The 12,772-nt window shown below is 74.3% G+C and carries 14 protein-coding genes; 2 read left to right on the forward strand and 12 right to left on the reverse strand.

The genetic code is table 11. The annotated features are described in order from the left end of the window. Window positions 1-41 precede the first annotated feature (41 nt). Complete coding sequence (locus tag ACFWN3_RS11165) at window positions 42-1,235, forward strand: glutamate--cysteine ligase (protein WP_377639556.1); 1,194 nt, start codon at window positions 42-44, stop codon at window positions 1,233-1,235. A gap of 7 nt (window positions 1,236-1,242) precedes the next feature. On the opposite strand, the gene ACFWN3_RS11170 is transcribed toward ACFWN3_RS11165, so the two are convergent. The 5 genes from ACFWN3_RS11170 to ACFWN3_RS11190 form a co-directional block, all read right to left on the reverse strand. Then, complete coding sequence (locus ACFWN3_RS11170) at window positions 1,243-2,067, reverse strand: DNA/RNA non-specific endonuclease (RefSeq protein WP_377639558.1); 825 nt, start codon at window positions 2,065-2,067, stop codon at window positions 1,243-1,245. A gap of 46 nt (window positions 2,068-2,113) precedes the next feature. Further along, window positions 2,114-2,791, reverse strand: coding sequence for a DUF4386 family protein (locus tag ACFWN3_RS11175; protein ID WP_377639560.1), 678 nt, complete (start codon window positions 2,789-2,791; stop codon window positions 2,114-2,116). 109 nt (window positions 2,792-2,900) lie between these two features. Continuing rightward, window positions 2,901-3,290, reverse strand: coding sequence for a VOC family protein (locus tag ACFWN3_RS11180; protein WP_377639561.1), 390 nt, complete (start codon window positions 3,288-3,290; stop codon window positions 2,901-2,903). 77 nt (window positions 3,291-3,367) lie between these two features. Beyond that, complete coding sequence (locus tag ACFWN3_RS11185) at window positions 3,368-4,030, reverse strand: SDR family oxidoreductase (protein ID WP_377639563.1); 663 nt, start codon at window positions 4,028-4,030, stop codon at window positions 3,368-3,370. A 37-nt stretch (window positions 4,031-4,067) separates the two neighbouring features. Continuing rightward, a complete protein-coding gene (locus ACFWN3_RS11190) occupies window positions 4,068-4,235 on the reverse strand; it encodes a hypothetical protein (RefSeq protein ID WP_377639565.1) in 168 nt (55 codons plus the stop codon). Window positions 4,236-4,361: 126 nt separating this feature from the next. Here ACFWN3_RS11190 and ACFWN3_RS11195 point away from each other — a divergent pair, with 126 nt between their 5' ends. After that, window positions 4,362-4,832: an SRPBCC family protein gene (locus tag ACFWN3_RS11195; protein ID WP_377639567.1), complete on the forward strand. Its 471-nt coding sequence runs from the start codon at window positions 4,362-4,364 to the stop codon at window positions 4,830-4,832. Here ACFWN3_RS11195 and ACFWN3_RS11200 read toward each other — a convergent pair. From ACFWN3_RS11200 to ACFWN3_RS11230, 7 genes are all read right to left on the reverse strand, one after another. Then, on the reverse strand, window positions 4,801-6,474 hold the full coding sequence (locus tag ACFWN3_RS11200; RefSeq protein WP_377639569.1) for an FAD-dependent oxidoreductase: 1,674 nt from the start codon (window positions 6,472-6,474) through the stop codon (window positions 4,801-4,803). The two genes, ACFWN3_RS11195 and ACFWN3_RS11200, sit on opposite strands and share 32 nt — an antisense overlap. Window positions 6,475-6,591: 117 nt before the next feature. After that, on the reverse strand, window positions 6,592-8,436 hold the full coding sequence (locus tag ACFWN3_RS11205; protein WP_377639571.1) for an HNH endonuclease signature motif containing protein: 1,845 nt from the start codon (window positions 8,434-8,436) through the stop codon (window positions 6,592-6,594). Window positions 8,437-8,693: 257 nt separating this feature from the next. Continuing rightward, entirely contained in the window at window positions 8,694-9,323 is a 630-nt protein-coding gene (locus ACFWN3_RS11210; RefSeq protein ID WP_377639573.1) for a dihydrofolate reductase family protein, read from the reverse strand. 105 nt (window positions 9,324-9,428) lie between these two features. Continuing rightward, complete coding sequence (locus ACFWN3_RS11215) at window positions 9,429-10,394, reverse strand: oxidoreductase (protein WP_377639575.1); 966 nt, start codon at window positions 10,392-10,394, stop codon at window positions 9,429-9,431. Further along, entirely contained in the window at window positions 10,391-10,801 is a 411-nt protein-coding gene (locus ACFWN3_RS11220; RefSeq protein WP_377639577.1) for a nitroreductase/quinone reductase family protein, read from the reverse strand. The genes ACFWN3_RS11215 and ACFWN3_RS11220 overlap by 4 nt, the downstream gene beginning before the upstream one ends. 106 nt (window positions 10,802-10,907) lie before the next feature. After that, window positions 10,908-11,318: a VOC family protein gene (locus tag ACFWN3_RS11225; RefSeq protein WP_377639579.1), complete on the reverse strand. Its 411-nt coding sequence runs from the start codon at window positions 11,316-11,318 to the stop codon at window positions 10,908-10,910. Between the two features lie 48 nt (window positions 11,319-11,366). Continuing rightward, window positions 11,367-12,770 carry a DUF429 domain-containing protein gene (locus ACFWN3_RS11230; RefSeq protein WP_377639580.1) on the reverse strand — a complete coding sequence of 468 codons (1,404 nt, stop codon included), beginning with the start codon at window positions 12,768-12,770 and terminating at the stop codon, window positions 11,367-11,369. Window positions 12,771-12,772 lie beyond the last annotated feature (2 nt).

Here is a 12,772-nt window from a genome sequence, read left to right on the forward strand (position 1 = left end):
GCGACCGGCCCGACCTGCGGGGTCGCCACTAGGCTGGCCGCATGACGACCGTGCCCGAGGGCGCCGGACCCGAGGAGGTCGCGGCCCTCGTCGAGTCGCTGACCTTCCCGCCCTCGGCCGCCCGCACGCTCGGGGTGGAGTGGGAGCTCGGGCTCGTCGATCCCGAGTCCCTCGACCTCGTCCCGCGCGCCAAGGAGCTGCTCGAGCTGACGGAGGAGTCCGACACCGTGGGCCACGCGCGCCAGGGGACCCGTCGCGGGTCGGTGACCAAGGAGCTCCTCACCAACACCGTCGAGCTGATGACCGGCGTGTGCGCCAACGCCGCGGAGGCCGGGGCCGACCTCACCGACGGCCTGGCCCACGTGCGCGCCGCCGCCGACCGGCTGGGCGTCGACCTGTACGGCGGGGGGTCGCACCCGTCGGCCCGGTGGGCCGACCAGGAGGTCACCGACGGGCAGCGGTACGCGACGCTCATCGACCGGACCCAGTGGTGGGGGCGGCAGATGGTGATCTTCGGCGTCCACGTCCACGTCGGGGTGCGGTCTGCCGCGAAGGTGTGGCCGCTCGTCAACGGGCTGCTCACCTACCACCCGCACCTCACGGCGCTCTCGGCGTCCTCGCCGTACTGGGCGGGGGACGACACCGGCTACGCGAGCAACCGCACGATGCTCTTCCAGCAGCTGCCGACGGCCGGGCTGCCCTTCCAGTTCGAGACGTGGTCGCAGTACCGCGCCTACCTGCGCGACGTGTTCGTCACGGGGGTCGTCAGCGACCCGAGCGAGCTGCGCTGGGACATCCGCCCGTCCCTGCGCCTCGGGACCATCGAGGTCCGCGCCTGCGACGGCCTCAACCGGGTCGAGGACGTCGCCGCCGTCGCGGCCCTCATCCACTGCCTCGTCCGCCACCTCGAGGACCGCCTCGACGACGGCACCCTGCCCCCGCCGCTCCCGCCCTGGCACGTCCAGGAGAACAAGTGGCGGGCGGCGCGCTACGGGCTCGAGGCCATCATCATCAAGGACGTCGCGAGCCGGGAGGCGCTCGTCACCGACGACCTCCTCGAGCTCGTCGAACGGCTCGCCCCCACGGCCCGGCGGCTGGGCTGCGAGGCCGAGCTCGGCGGCATCGAGGACATGGTCCGGGCCGGCGGCGGCTACCAGCGGATGCGCGCGGCCGTCGCCGCCGACCCCGACGGTGACCTGCGCGCGGCGACCCGGGCGATGCTCGTCGCGCGCTGAGCGGCGCTCACCACTCGACGTCGCGCGCGTTGCGCACCAGGAGCGGACCCGGCGCCGGCATCGCGTCGACGGGCCGGTCCGCGGTGGCTCGGGCGTCGCCGACGTCGTCGCCGGAGGCACCGGTGAGCCCGGGGAAGACGAGCCCGGTGCGGGCCTCGAGGTCGGTGAGGGGAAGGGCCCAGGTGTCGAACTCGTCGAGGTAGCCGACGGCGCCGCGCAGGCCCGGGTCGACCTGCTGGGTCAGCAGGAAGCACCGGAAGCGCAGCGCCCCGTCGAGCCGGTAGACGACGACCTTCCAGTGCTCGCGCGGGATGCGCACGAGGTCGCGGTACGGGGGGTCGTCGTCGGCGAGGACGGGTCCGCCGAAGAGGCTGAGCCGGCGCGGTCGCAGCCCGTCCTCGGACAGGATCGCCGCCTCGAGCATGCCCCAGCTGCCGCCGAGGCGCTCCTGGTTGAAGTCGTCCATCTGCGGGGTGATGTTCGGGAAGAAGAACGAGTCGCTGTTGGCGCGCAGGGCCTCGTCGAGCGGACCCCAGAGCAGGTCGGCCCGGCGGGCGACGTGGCCGCGGTCGAGCCGGTTGTCGGCGTAGACGGGGTCGAGGGTCTGGTGGTCCTCGGGGACGCGGGGGTCGGCCCGGAAGCGGGTCCCCGAGCGGGGGATCGACTCCCCGGGGTGGAGCCGGTCGCCGTCGACGTTCCACGCGACCCAGGCGGCGAGGCGCCTGCCGGGGTCGAGCTCGAGCGAGAAGTGCGTGTAGTCGAGGAGGTCGCCGGTGACGTGCGCGCGCGGCGGGTCCACGGGCGCGGCGAGGAAGTCGGGGTCGTAGCCCACGCGGCCATCGTGCCAGTCGGGACCGACCGAGGTCCCGACCAGCCTGCTACCGGTTCCCGGAGGAGCGGGCGGCTGTTCGCGAGGCGAGGAGCAGCCACCCCATGAGGACGAGCTCGCCGAGCATGAGCGGGACGAGGACGGCGGCCGCCGAGGTCTCGGTGGCCCGGGTGAGGAGGGCGTCGGCGAGGTAGGCGAACCCGGCCAGCGCGGTGGCGGCGGCGACCGCGCGCGGGACGAGCCGGGAGCGCCAGAGGGCGATGCCCGCGATGACGAGGTGGAGGCCGAAGACGACGAGGGCGACCTCCCAGTCGCGCTCGAAACCGGTGGTCCCCGCCCCGCCGGGCCAGGCGAGGACGGCGGCGGCCCCCGCGAGGAGCACCGCGTAGCCGCTGCGGCTCACGAGCTGGGCGGTGGAGGCAGGCGTCGCGCGGCGGCGGAGCATGACGTGCAGGCCCCAGGCGGCGACGACGTCGAGGACGGCGACGACGAGGAAGGCCAGTCCGAGGACGAGCCGGGTGGTCTCCGCGCCGGCCGCGGTCGCGGACCCCAGGAGGCCGGCCGCCGGCAGCGACACGAGGGTCACGAGGACCAGGGAGACACCAGCCAGCCGGGCGCCCGAGCGCTCGTCGGCGGTCAGGGCCCGGGCCGCCGCCGGGTCCCGACGGGCAACGGGGCGTGCGGTGACGCGCGTCGGCGTGGTCGTCCGGGTCGCGGTCGTCGTCATGCGTCCCAGCGTGGTGCCCCGGTGGCCCCGTGTCCCTCAGGCACGCCCCTGAGCCGACCCCGAGCCGACCCGGAGCCCTGGACCCCGGGGTGCGCCGTCGGCGGCGGCGTCAGTGGGCGTTCTCGTCGGCCTGGTGGATGCCGAAGGTGTTGCCCTCGGTGTCGAGGTAGTAGCCCTGCCAGGCCATCCCCGCCAGGGCTGCCTTGTCCCGGACCACGCGGCCACCGGCCGCCGTGATCTTCTCGGCCGTGGCGTCGTAGTCGTCGACGGCCATGGTGAGGATCGCCGCGTTGGCGCCGGACCCCTCGGCGACCGGGGCCTCCCTCTGCTGGAGACCGCCGTCGATGCCGTCCTCCTCGTCACCGGTCGTCACCCCCCAGTAGGGGGACCCGGTGACGTGGCTCCAGTCCGCGAAGGTCCAGCCGAAGACGTCGCCGTAGAAGGTCCGCGCGCGGTCGAGGTCGTCGACCTGGATCTCGAAGTGGACGGGGCGTGGCACGGCGGCTCCTCTCGACGGCTGGGTCCAGCGTGTCACTCCCGGGGCGTCAGGGGGAGCCCCGCGGCCGCGTCGCTTCGTCAGCGGGTCGTCGGGGTGGCGTCGAGCTCGTCGGCGATGGGCGTCGGCCCGGTGTTGAACTCGATGACGGAGCCCCCGAGGCCGGGGCGCTCGAGGGTCTCGGCGACGACCCGGGCGACGTCGCCCCGCGGGACCGAGCCCTTCGTCGCGCCCGTGCGCGAGGTCTCGATCGCGCCGGTGGCCGCGTCGTCGGTGAGCCGGCTCGGCCGGAGGATCGTCCACGCGAGGTCGGTGCCCTCGAGGTGGGCGTCGGCCGCGGACTTGGCGGCGGCGTAGGTGAAGAACGGGTCGCCCTCCGGCACACCGTGATCCGGCCCGGCGCCGAAGTACGAGACCATGACGTACCGGTTGACTCCCGCAGCCGCCGCGGCGTCCATCGAGCGGATCGCCGCGTCACGGTCGACGGCGTCGGTGCGCCTCGGGTCGCCCCCGCCGGCGCCGGCGGACCACACGACGGCGTCGTGGCCGCGCAGGAGCTCGGCGATGCCGTCGGTGTCGAGGGACTCGACGTCGGCGACGAGCGGTCGGGCGCCGTCGCCATCGACGTCGGCCGCGTGGTCGGCGTTGCGGATGACGGCGGTGACGTCGTGCCCGCGGGCGGCGAGGAGCGGGTGGAGGAGGCGGGCCACCTTGCCGTGGCCGCCGATGACGAGGATGCGCATGACGGGGCCAACCGCCGAGAGCGCCCGGGTGTTCCGGTCAGGTGTGGACGCGGCGGCGGCGCAGCTCGGAGACGATCTCCCCCTGGCGGTGGCGGACGGCGCGGTCGGTGGGGACCGGGCGGCGGCGGTGCTCGCGCAGGACGTCCTCGGTCGCCGCGAGCTCGGCGATGAGGTCGCGGACGGTGGGGTGCGTCGTCGTCTCCATGGCTCCACCGTCGCGGGCGGTCCTCGGCGGCGGGTGCGAGCCACCTGTGAGCTCGCTGTCGTTCCGTGGCCGGGCCGTGACCTCGGGGGTCTGGCCCCGCGCGCGCGGGGCTGGGACGATCCGGCCATGGGAAAGCCGTACACCGTCACCCGCACCGCCACGATCGCCGCGCCTCCCGAGCGGATCCGCGGGCTCCTGCGCGACTTCCACGAGTGGACCGCCTGGTCGCCGTGGGAGGACGTCGACCCCGCCATGGAGCGCACCTACACCGGACCCGACCACGGCGTCGGCGCCCACTACGCCTGGGAGGGCGACAAGAAGGCCGGCAAGGGGTGGATGCGGATCACCCGGGACGAGCCGGACGCGGTGGGCGCGGACCTCCACTTCGACAAGCCGTTCCCCGCCGACAACACCTTCGTGTTCACCCTGACGCCCTCGGGCACGGACGCGACGACCGTGGAGTGGCGGATGGACGGCGAGCTCAGCCCGCTCATGCGGGTGTTCTCGGTGGTGAAGTCGATGGACTCACTCGTCGGTCCCGACTTCGAGAAGGGGCTGTCGCGCCTCAAGCGGGTCGCGGAGTCCCCGACGGCCTGAGCTGGTCGCCACTCGCCTCGCGCCTGGTCTTGGCCTCGAGGTAGTCGGCGAGGCGGCGCTCGGCGTCCGCGCCGAAGAGGATCTCGGCGACCTCGCGCAGCCCCGGCGAGCCGATGATGTCCTCGTCGCGCACGACGAGGTCGATCTTGCTCCGCCGTCGCATGAAGTCGTCGAGGGTCACGACCAGCTCGTGCTCGGCCGCGTTGTGGAGCTCGATGCGCAGGTAGTCGGTCGACCCCATGACGTCCTCGCCCATCCGCGGGTCGGCGCGGATCGCCTCGAGCATGTCGAAGGCCCGGCGGCCGTAGCGGCGCCAGAGGCGGTCGGTGAGCGGCTCGGCATCGGGTCGGGTCCGGAGGCTGTCGAGCCGCATGAGGCGCGCCTGGCGGTAGAACTCAGCCCGGGTCGCCGTGGCGGGCTCGCCGTACCAGTTGTGGAGGTCGTCCTCGAGGGGGACGCCCAGCGCCTCGACGTCGGCGGCGACCTCCGCCCCGACGTTGAGGCAGTCGGTGAGCTTGCCGCCGAGGATCGTGACGACGGCACGGGCGTCGTCGCGCTCGACGACGTGCTTGCGCGACAGGGTCGTCCAGTCGGCCTCGGTGTGGTCGCTCCCTCCGCGGCTGACGACGAGGGGGCGGACGCCGCAGCGCTCGGCGATGACGTCGGCCCTCGTCAGGGGTGCCGGAAGGTCGAGGCGGTCGTTGATCTGGGCGAGGAGGAAGTCGCGGTCGTCATCGGTGACGCTCGTGAAGGGTTCGTCGACGCGGGTGTCGGTGGTGCCGATGACGGAGCGGTGGCCCATCGGGATGACGTAGAAGAGCCGCTGGGTGTCGTCGAAGAAGGCGAGGACCCGGTCGTGGCGGGTCGTCGTGAGGCGCGGGACGACGAGGTGGATCCCCTTGGAGTAGACGATCCGGTGGCCCGTGGTCGTGGCGAGGTCGTCGTTGACGGCGTCGACGAACGGGCCGGCGGCGTTGACGAGGACGCGCGCCTGGGTGGTGTGCTCCTCGCCGGTGTCGGTGTCGCGCAGGGTGCACACCCAGCGGTCGCCGTCGCGCTCGGCGTGGACGAGCTCGACGTAGTTGGCGACGCTCGCGCCGGCCTCGATCGCCGAGCGGACGAAGGAGAAGACGAAGCGGGAGTCGTTGTCGACGAGGTAGGCGTCCTGGTACTGGATGGCGCCGCGGACCGTCGTCGTGTCGACGGCGGGCTCCTCGGTCTCGAGGTCCTTCGCGCTCAGCAGGTGCGGCCGGCCGGTCCCGAACCCCCCGATGCCCCAGTAGGCGGTGGCGCCGAGGGCCGCGAACCACGGTCGGTAGGGGGCGGTGCGGTCGAGGGCGGCGAGGAAGCCGATCTCGCGGACGTTGTCGGGGTAGGCCTTCATCAAGCGGTTGCGCGAGCGGCACAGGCCGAAGACGAGGGGGAGCTCGTAGTTCTCGAGGTACTTGAAGCCGCCCCAGACGAGGTTGCTCGACTCCTGGCTCGTGAACGCCCCGAAGTCGCCGCGGTCGACGAGCGAGACGGTGGCGCCGCGGCCGGCGAGGCTGGCGGCCGAGACCGCGCCGTTGATCCCGCCGCCGACGACCAGGACGTCGAACAGTCCACCCGAGATCCGAGACAGGTTGGCGCGCCGCAACGACATGGGTCAAGGGTTGCAGACGTCTCCGGGGCTCGGGTCGGCGCGGTGGATCCGGGCACGTCAGCGGCGCGTGAGGTTCGACAAGCAGGTGGTCGACGGGCGGTGGGAGGCGGGGGGCGCTCAGAACGGTGGGAGCTCGGGTGGGTCGTCGCGTCCGGGGCGCCGGAGGGCCGGTCGTCGGCGCCGGCACCCCGCGGGGTGCGGGCCGGCCGTGACCTCGTTCCCGCTGGTCAGGTGGAGGTCCGGCGCCCGGCGTGTGCCGTCGCGACGGCGGGTGCGGACGCCGTGGCCTGCTGCCGAGTCGCCGATCGCGTGCTCGAGGACGAACTCCGCCCGGCTGAAGGCGCTGTGCCCCACACCTCGGCCGCCCTCCGGCGCCCGGGTGTCGGAGGAGGTCTCCCGCGGTCGATCGTCGGTGTCGGTGTCGGTGTCGGTGTCGGTGTCGGTGTCGGGAACGTGGGCGCGTCGGCTCGGGAGCGATGGGACCGACGGGAGGGCCGGGAGCGTGAGGGCCGGGAGCGTGAGGGCGTGGAGGGCGTCGAGGGGCAGGGTCGTCCGGACGCGTCCGGTGGGTTCGGTCCACGTGACGCGCCCGTCGGGCGCGAGCACGACCCTCCATCCGGGACGTTGCTTCACCCGATGGTGTCGCCGGCAGAGGCAGACGAGGTTGTCGGCGGCGGTCGGGCCGGCCGGCCAGGGCCGCACGTGGTCGAGGTCGCAGAACCGGGCGGCGATGCTGCACCCGGGGAAGCGACATCGGGAGTCGCGCTGGCGGACCAGGCGCGTCAGCTCCTCCGGTGGTCGGTAGGCGTCGGTGCTGCCGTCGGGGAGCAGGGCACCGGTCGCGGCGTCGCACGGGCGCACCTCGACGGTGACCTCCGGTGCGGTCAGCTGCGCCTCGACCCACGCGGTGGGGACGAGCACGCCCTCGCTGCCGCGTCCGGTGGCCACCTCGACGAAGGCGTCACCCGCTCCCGGCCCGCGGGCCTCGGCGGCCGCCTCGACGAGGGCGCTGACCGCCCCCGGACCGCGGACCTCGGCGGCCGGCTGCACGGGGACCACCGGTGCAGGGGCTACCGCGAGCGGCCCACGCACCGGCGACGCGGCGGGGACGGTGAGGGTGATGACGGTCGTGATGACCGCGTTGTCGGTGACGAGGTCGATGAGCGCCTGCGCCCGTGCCCGGTCGACCCGCTGGAACGTCCCGTCGGCGACGAGCTGCTGGGCCCGGGCGTCGATGGCGGCCCAGGCGCGGGCGGCGTCCTCACTGGGGAAGCTCGCCTCCCACCGGTCGACGCCCGGCTCGCCCACCCAGCGCCGCAGCCCGCACTCCTCGCGGGCGCGGGTCGCGCGACGGCGCAGGAGGTCGGGGCTGATCCGCGCCAGGAGACGGCGGCACCGCCGACGGAGCTGGGGCGCCGTCTCGCGGTGGAGGTGCTCGGCGAGGGAGGCGACGACGGTCTCGGCGACCTCGGGTGGCGCTTCCTCGAGCTCGTCGGCGACGACGCTCGCGCGGTACGAGTCGAGCGTCCCCTCGCGCATCGCGTCGTGGAGGCCCCCGAGACCGGTGCAGGTCGTCGTGCCGGCGGGGCCGTCGGCAGCGATGCGGACCGCGCCACGGACCCGGCGGTCGGCGTGGGCCTGGCTGACCTCGAGCGCGCTCGCCACGAGCGCAGGGCCGTCGAGGGCGACGTGACCGGGAGCCCGGTGCGACTCCGCGACCGTGCCGTCGTCGAGCACGAACGGCTCGATCGCCACCAGCCGTACCACGGCGTCGTCCTGGACCGCGGTCGCGGCGTTGACGATCTGCTGGCACGACCGGATGACCTCGCTCCACCCGTCGCGGTCACCGCGGCTGGCCATCGCCGGCAGCTCGGCCAGGACTCGCGTGACCTCCAGGAGTGACGGCAGCAGCTCGTCCGGACCCACCGCGGTGCTGCCTGCGTGCCCTGCCGTCGTGCCCATCACTCCCCCTTCCCCTGTCCCCGATTCTACCGGTGCGAGCAGTGTCGGACAAGTGCTCGATTCACCGAATGTGGATGGAGGGCAACACAATTCGTCGTTGTGGACCACGGTGCGCGATGTCGACAGAAGAGCTCGGAGAGTGGCACGGGCTGGGGCTGCCCGGCCGTTCGAGAACGAGGAACAGCGGGTGGAACAGCGGGCGGGTCAGGCGTGACCCACGGGTCGATCTCGATGCGAGCGCGCGGAGCAGTCTCGCCCTAGTGCTCGACTCCGGCGTCCGCGGGAGCGGCGACGGGGGCGTAGACGAGGACGACGTTGTCGGACCCCTCGAACCGTCGCACGTCGAGCAGCCGGAGCTCGGTCGCGGCGTCGAGGAGCGGGGTGCCGCCGCCGAGCCAGCGCGCCCCGACCATGAGGTGGAGCTCGTCGACGAGGCCCCGCGCCAGCAACCCGTTCCACATCGTCCGGCTGCCGAACACGACGCACTCACCCGGCCGGGCGGAGAGGACCGTCGCGATGTCGGCGCGGGGCACCACCGTCGTCCGCTCCCGCCACGGCGCGTCATCGGCGACGACGGTCGAGTCCGACACGACGAGGACGTCGACCTCGTCGTACCGGCGGCTGATGGCGCGGTTGACGTCGTCGTACATCCGGGCCGCGGCCGGGTCGTCGTCGGCGGAGACCGGCGGGTGGTGCTGGATCGCCGGCCAGTACGAGGAGAAGCCCTCGTACGACCGGGCGCCGAGCAGCACGGTGTCGGCGGCACGGAACCGCTCGAGGTTGTGGGCGTCGAACGCCGGGTCCATCGGCAGGTCCAGGACCCCGTTGACGGGACCGTCGAACGACCCGTCGAGGGACACGATGTTCGAGACGATGACGCGGGCCACGGTGGGCTCCTCTCTCCGGCGGGGTCGTCCCGCTCGACGGTGCCGGCACCAGGCGGGAGGGAGCGGAACCGCCGCTGCTCGTCATCCTGCCGTGCCACGACGTCCTCAGGCGGGGTAGCGGACCCCCGTCAGCTCCTCGCTGCGGTCCCACAGGAGGCGGGCGAGGTCGGCGTCGGCACCCCAGGGCGAGCGCCCGACCTCGCCGACCGGCCCGCGCGAGCCGCCGAGCCACGTCGGCCCGATGTAGGCGCCGGCCGGGGCGACCGTGGCGGCGTTGAGCACGGCCTCGGCACCGCGCTCCGGACTGGCGAGCACGACGCGCCCGACGACCGGGGCCAGCAGGCGGACGACGGCGAGGGCGCCCATCCCGTCGCGGCTGGAGAACAGGCGGGTGTTGGACACCCCGGGGTGGGCCGCCGTGGAGGCGATCGTCGCGAGCGGCGAGCCCGGCTCCTGCGTGCGGCGGTGCAGCTCGGTCGCGAAGAGGAGGTTCGCGAGCTTGGAGCGTCCGTACGAGGTCTGCGGGTCGTAGTCGTCGGGCGGGTTGCCCTCGGCGACGCGCCCGTCGCTGGAGAAGTGCGCGAGCGAGGACACCGTCGTGACGCGGGCGGCGGGTGCCTCGAGCAGGCGGGGGAGGAGCAGCCCGGTGAGCGCGAAGTGGCCCAGGTGGTTGGTGCCGAACTGCAGCTCGAAGCCGTCCACGGTCTCCCGCCGGCGCGGCGGGGCCATGACCCCGGCGTTGTTGACGAGGAGGTGCAGCGGTCCCTCGAGCCGTGCCGCGAGGGCGCGCACCGAGTCGAGCGAGGCGAGGTCGAGCTCCTCCACCGACACGGCCCCGGGCGCCCCGGAGGCGGAGATCCGGTCGGCGACGGCCCGGGCCGCCTCGGGCCGGCGGGCGGCGAGGACGACGTCGGCGCCGTGCTCGGCGAGGACACGGGCCTGCACCGCGCCGATCCCGCTGTTCGCACCGGTGACCAGGGCACGCCGTCCCGTGAGGTCGGGGACGTCGGCCGCGGTCCAGCGGCGCGTGCGACGGTCCGAGGAGGTCGCGGACGCCGGCGCGGTCGTCATCGGCGGGTCAGCTCGACGACCGGGATGACGCGCGTCGTCTTCTTCTCGTAGTCGCGGAACCCGTCGGACATCGCCGTGAACCGTCCCCACGCGTCGTCCCTCGCCGTCCCCTCGAGGGCGCGCGCCGTGACCTCGACCGTCCCGTCGTCGGGGGTCTCGATCGCGACGTCCGGGTGGGCGAGGACGTTGTGGAACCAGTCGGGGTTGTCGGGCGCCCCGCCCTTGGAGGCCGCGACCAGCCAGGTGTCGCGGTCGGCGCGGACCGCCGCGAGGGGCGCCACCCGCCGTGTCCCGGTGCGGGCCCCGGTGTGGTGGAGGAGGACGAGGGCGCGGCCAAACCCCATCGTCGTGACGGTGCCGCCGTTGGCGCGGAACTCGTCGATGATGTTCTGGTTCCAGTCGGGCATGCGGTCTCCTGGGACGGGCGGCAGGGCGCCGGCGAGCGATCTTCCCCGGCGTCAACTCCCGGCCGTCACGCCCTGTTCCGCACGCGCCGACGGGATCGGCGTCGTCTCACGCCTGGGTCGTCCCGGCCGCCGCGCGCTCGGCGGCGTTGCGCAGGATGCAGAACTCGTTGCCCTCCGGGTCGGCGAGGATGACCCAGCCGCTGCCGGGTCCGTGGATGCCGCGGTGGTCGGCGACCTCGGTGGCGCCGTGGGCGAGCAGCCGGGCCAGCTCCTCGTCACGGGTGCCCTCGACCGGGTCGAGGTCGAGGTGGAGGCGGTTCTTCAGCGTCTTGGCCTCGGGGACCTCGATGAAGAGGAGCCGGTGCGAGCCGTCGCGGCTGAGGATCATGCACTCCTCGTGACCCGGGAGGTTGGGGTCGCCCTCGACGTCGACGTAGTCGAGCACCCCCTTCCACCACTCGGAGAGCTCGTAGGCGTTGCGGCAGTCGATGGTCGTGTGCGAGACGCGTGCGGTCATGGCGCCACCCTGCCAGCGCGACCCGCGCCACGGCGACCGTGGTGCGGGTCAGACGTGGATGGTGGCCCGGATCCCGTCGGAGAACACCTCGGGTTGCTCGGGGAGGGAGCGGGAGAGCCCGGCGACCCGACGGGCCGCGGTCCACGCCACGGCGCACGCGTCGAGGACGTCGTCCGCCGCGTACCCGCGACCGGACAGCACCGACGGGCGCGCCACCCCGGCCGCGGCCAGGGCGTCGAGCCGTGCCCGCTGCCCCTCCTCGGTCTTCTTGCGCGGCAGTGCGGCCCCTCCGGTCATCGCCCGGAACGACACCTCGGGGTGCACCTCGACCACCTCGACGGTCGGGCGCGACCGCAGCCACGCGTCGACCTCGAGGATCTTGGCGCGCAGGGCGAACGCCTGCGCACCCACGCCCTGGCCGCTGAGCCCGCGGTTGACGCCGTCGGCGTCGGCACGGGTGGTCTCGAGGTAGGCGGCCCGGGTGAGCGTGGTGAAGACCGAGCTGGCACCGCCGCGCAGCTCACGCCTGGCGAGGACGTCGGCCTGACGGATCGTGCTGTCCGGCAGGCCGATGGGGATGTCGATGCCGACGACCCCGAGGTCGACGTCGGCCCGGACCGTCTCGACGAGCTCGGCGATCGTCGGGGCGAGGACGACCCTCGGCCTCGGGGCGCCGGGCACGAGCAGCGCCCCGACCCAGCCCCCGGGGCAGCCGTCGACACCGAGGACGGGCGCGAGGACCTCGACCGGTGGCGGCGCGGCCACGGGCTGCACCACGTGGGGCTGCGAGGGCGGCCGAGCCGGGTCGAGGAGCCGTGCGACGGCGTCGAGGACGAGGTCGAGGCTCGGCTCGAACTCGTGGCCGAAGGCGTAGCCGGGCTGCATGGCGTAGCTCTCGGCGAAGCGGGTGAAGTGCGGGTAGGCGGCGCGGACCTCGGGGACGAGGAGGTCGGCGCCGATGGCCGCGAGCTCGTCGGTCGTCTCGAAGGGGAGGGCGTTCTCCTGGAGGAGGAAGCCGTAGAGGTGGGCGTCGACGAGGGCGAACGCGGTACCGGTGGCCGGCAGGGTGAAGCCGCTCGCGAGCATGCAGCCGATGACGGCGTCGTGGTGCGCGATCGTCGCCGGGCCGGGGGTGCGGCTGGCGTCCATGAGGCCGACCGCCCACCGGTGCCGCCGCAGCGCCTCGCGCCCGGACACCGAACGCAGCCGGATCTCGGTCCGCCAGTCGCCGCCGGTGCCGGGCAGGTGCATCTCGGCGACGACGGCGTCGACCATGGCGTCGAGCAGGGCGTCCTTGCCGCCGGGGACGTGGTGGTAGAGCGACATCGCCTCGACGCCGAGCCGCCCGGCGAGCGCGCGCATCGACAGGGCACCGAGGCCGTCGGCGTCGGCGAGGGCGACGGCCTCCGCGACGACGCGCTCGCGGGTCAGGGCCGGGCGGGCGGGTGGCATCG

Source organism: Oryzobacter terrae (genome assembly GCF_042756445.1).
GTDB classification, from domain to species: domain Bacteria; phylum Actinomycetota; class Actinomycetes; order Actinomycetales; family Dermatophilaceae; genus Oryzobacter; species Oryzobacter terrae.

Bases quoted from the DNA above. Each gene is read 5' to 3' on its own strand.
- ACFWN3_RS11230 (WP_377639580.1), bottom strand. From the start codon at position 12,770: ATGCCACCCGCCCGCCCGGCCCTGACCCGCGAGCGCGTCGTCGCGGAG.
- ACFWN3_RS11220 (WP_377639577.1), bottom strand. From the start codon at position 10,801: ATGCCCGACTGGAACCAGAACATCATCGACGAGTTCCGCGCCAACGGC.
- ACFWN3_RS11200 (WP_377639569.1), bottom strand. From the start codon at position 6,474: ATGTCGTTGCGGCGCGCCAACCTGTCTCGGATCTCGGGTGGACTGTTC.
- ACFWN3_RS11215 (WP_377639575.1), bottom strand. From the start codon at position 10,394: ATGACGACCGCGCCGGCGTCCGCGACCTCCTCGGACCGTCGCACGCGC.
- ACFWN3_RS11225 (WP_377639579.1), bottom strand. From the start codon at position 11,318: ATGACCGCACGCGTCTCGCACACGACCATCGACTGCCGCAACGCCTAC.
- ACFWN3_RS11205 (WP_377639571.1), bottom strand. From the start codon at position 8,436: ATGGGCACGACGGCAGGGCACGCAGGCAGCACCGCGGTGGGTCCGGAC.
- ACFWN3_RS11185 (WP_377639563.1), bottom strand. From the start codon at position 4,030: ATGCGCATCCTCGTCATCGGCGGCCACGGCAAGGTGGCCCGCCTCCTC.
- ACFWN3_RS11165 (WP_377639556.1), top strand. From the start codon at position 42: ATGACGACCGTGCCCGAGGGCGCCGGACCCGAGGAGGTCGCGGCCCTC.
- ACFWN3_RS11195 (WP_377639567.1), top strand. From the start codon at position 4,362: ATGGGAAAGCCGTACACCGTCACCCGCACCGCCACGATCGCCGCGCCT.
- ACFWN3_RS11175 (WP_377639560.1), bottom strand. From the start codon at position 2,791: ATGACGACGACCGCGACCCGGACGACCACGCCGACGCGCGTCACCGCA.
- ACFWN3_RS11190 (WP_377639565.1), bottom strand. From the start codon at position 4,235: ATGGAGACGACGACGCACCCCACCGTCCGCGACCTCATCGCCGAGCTC.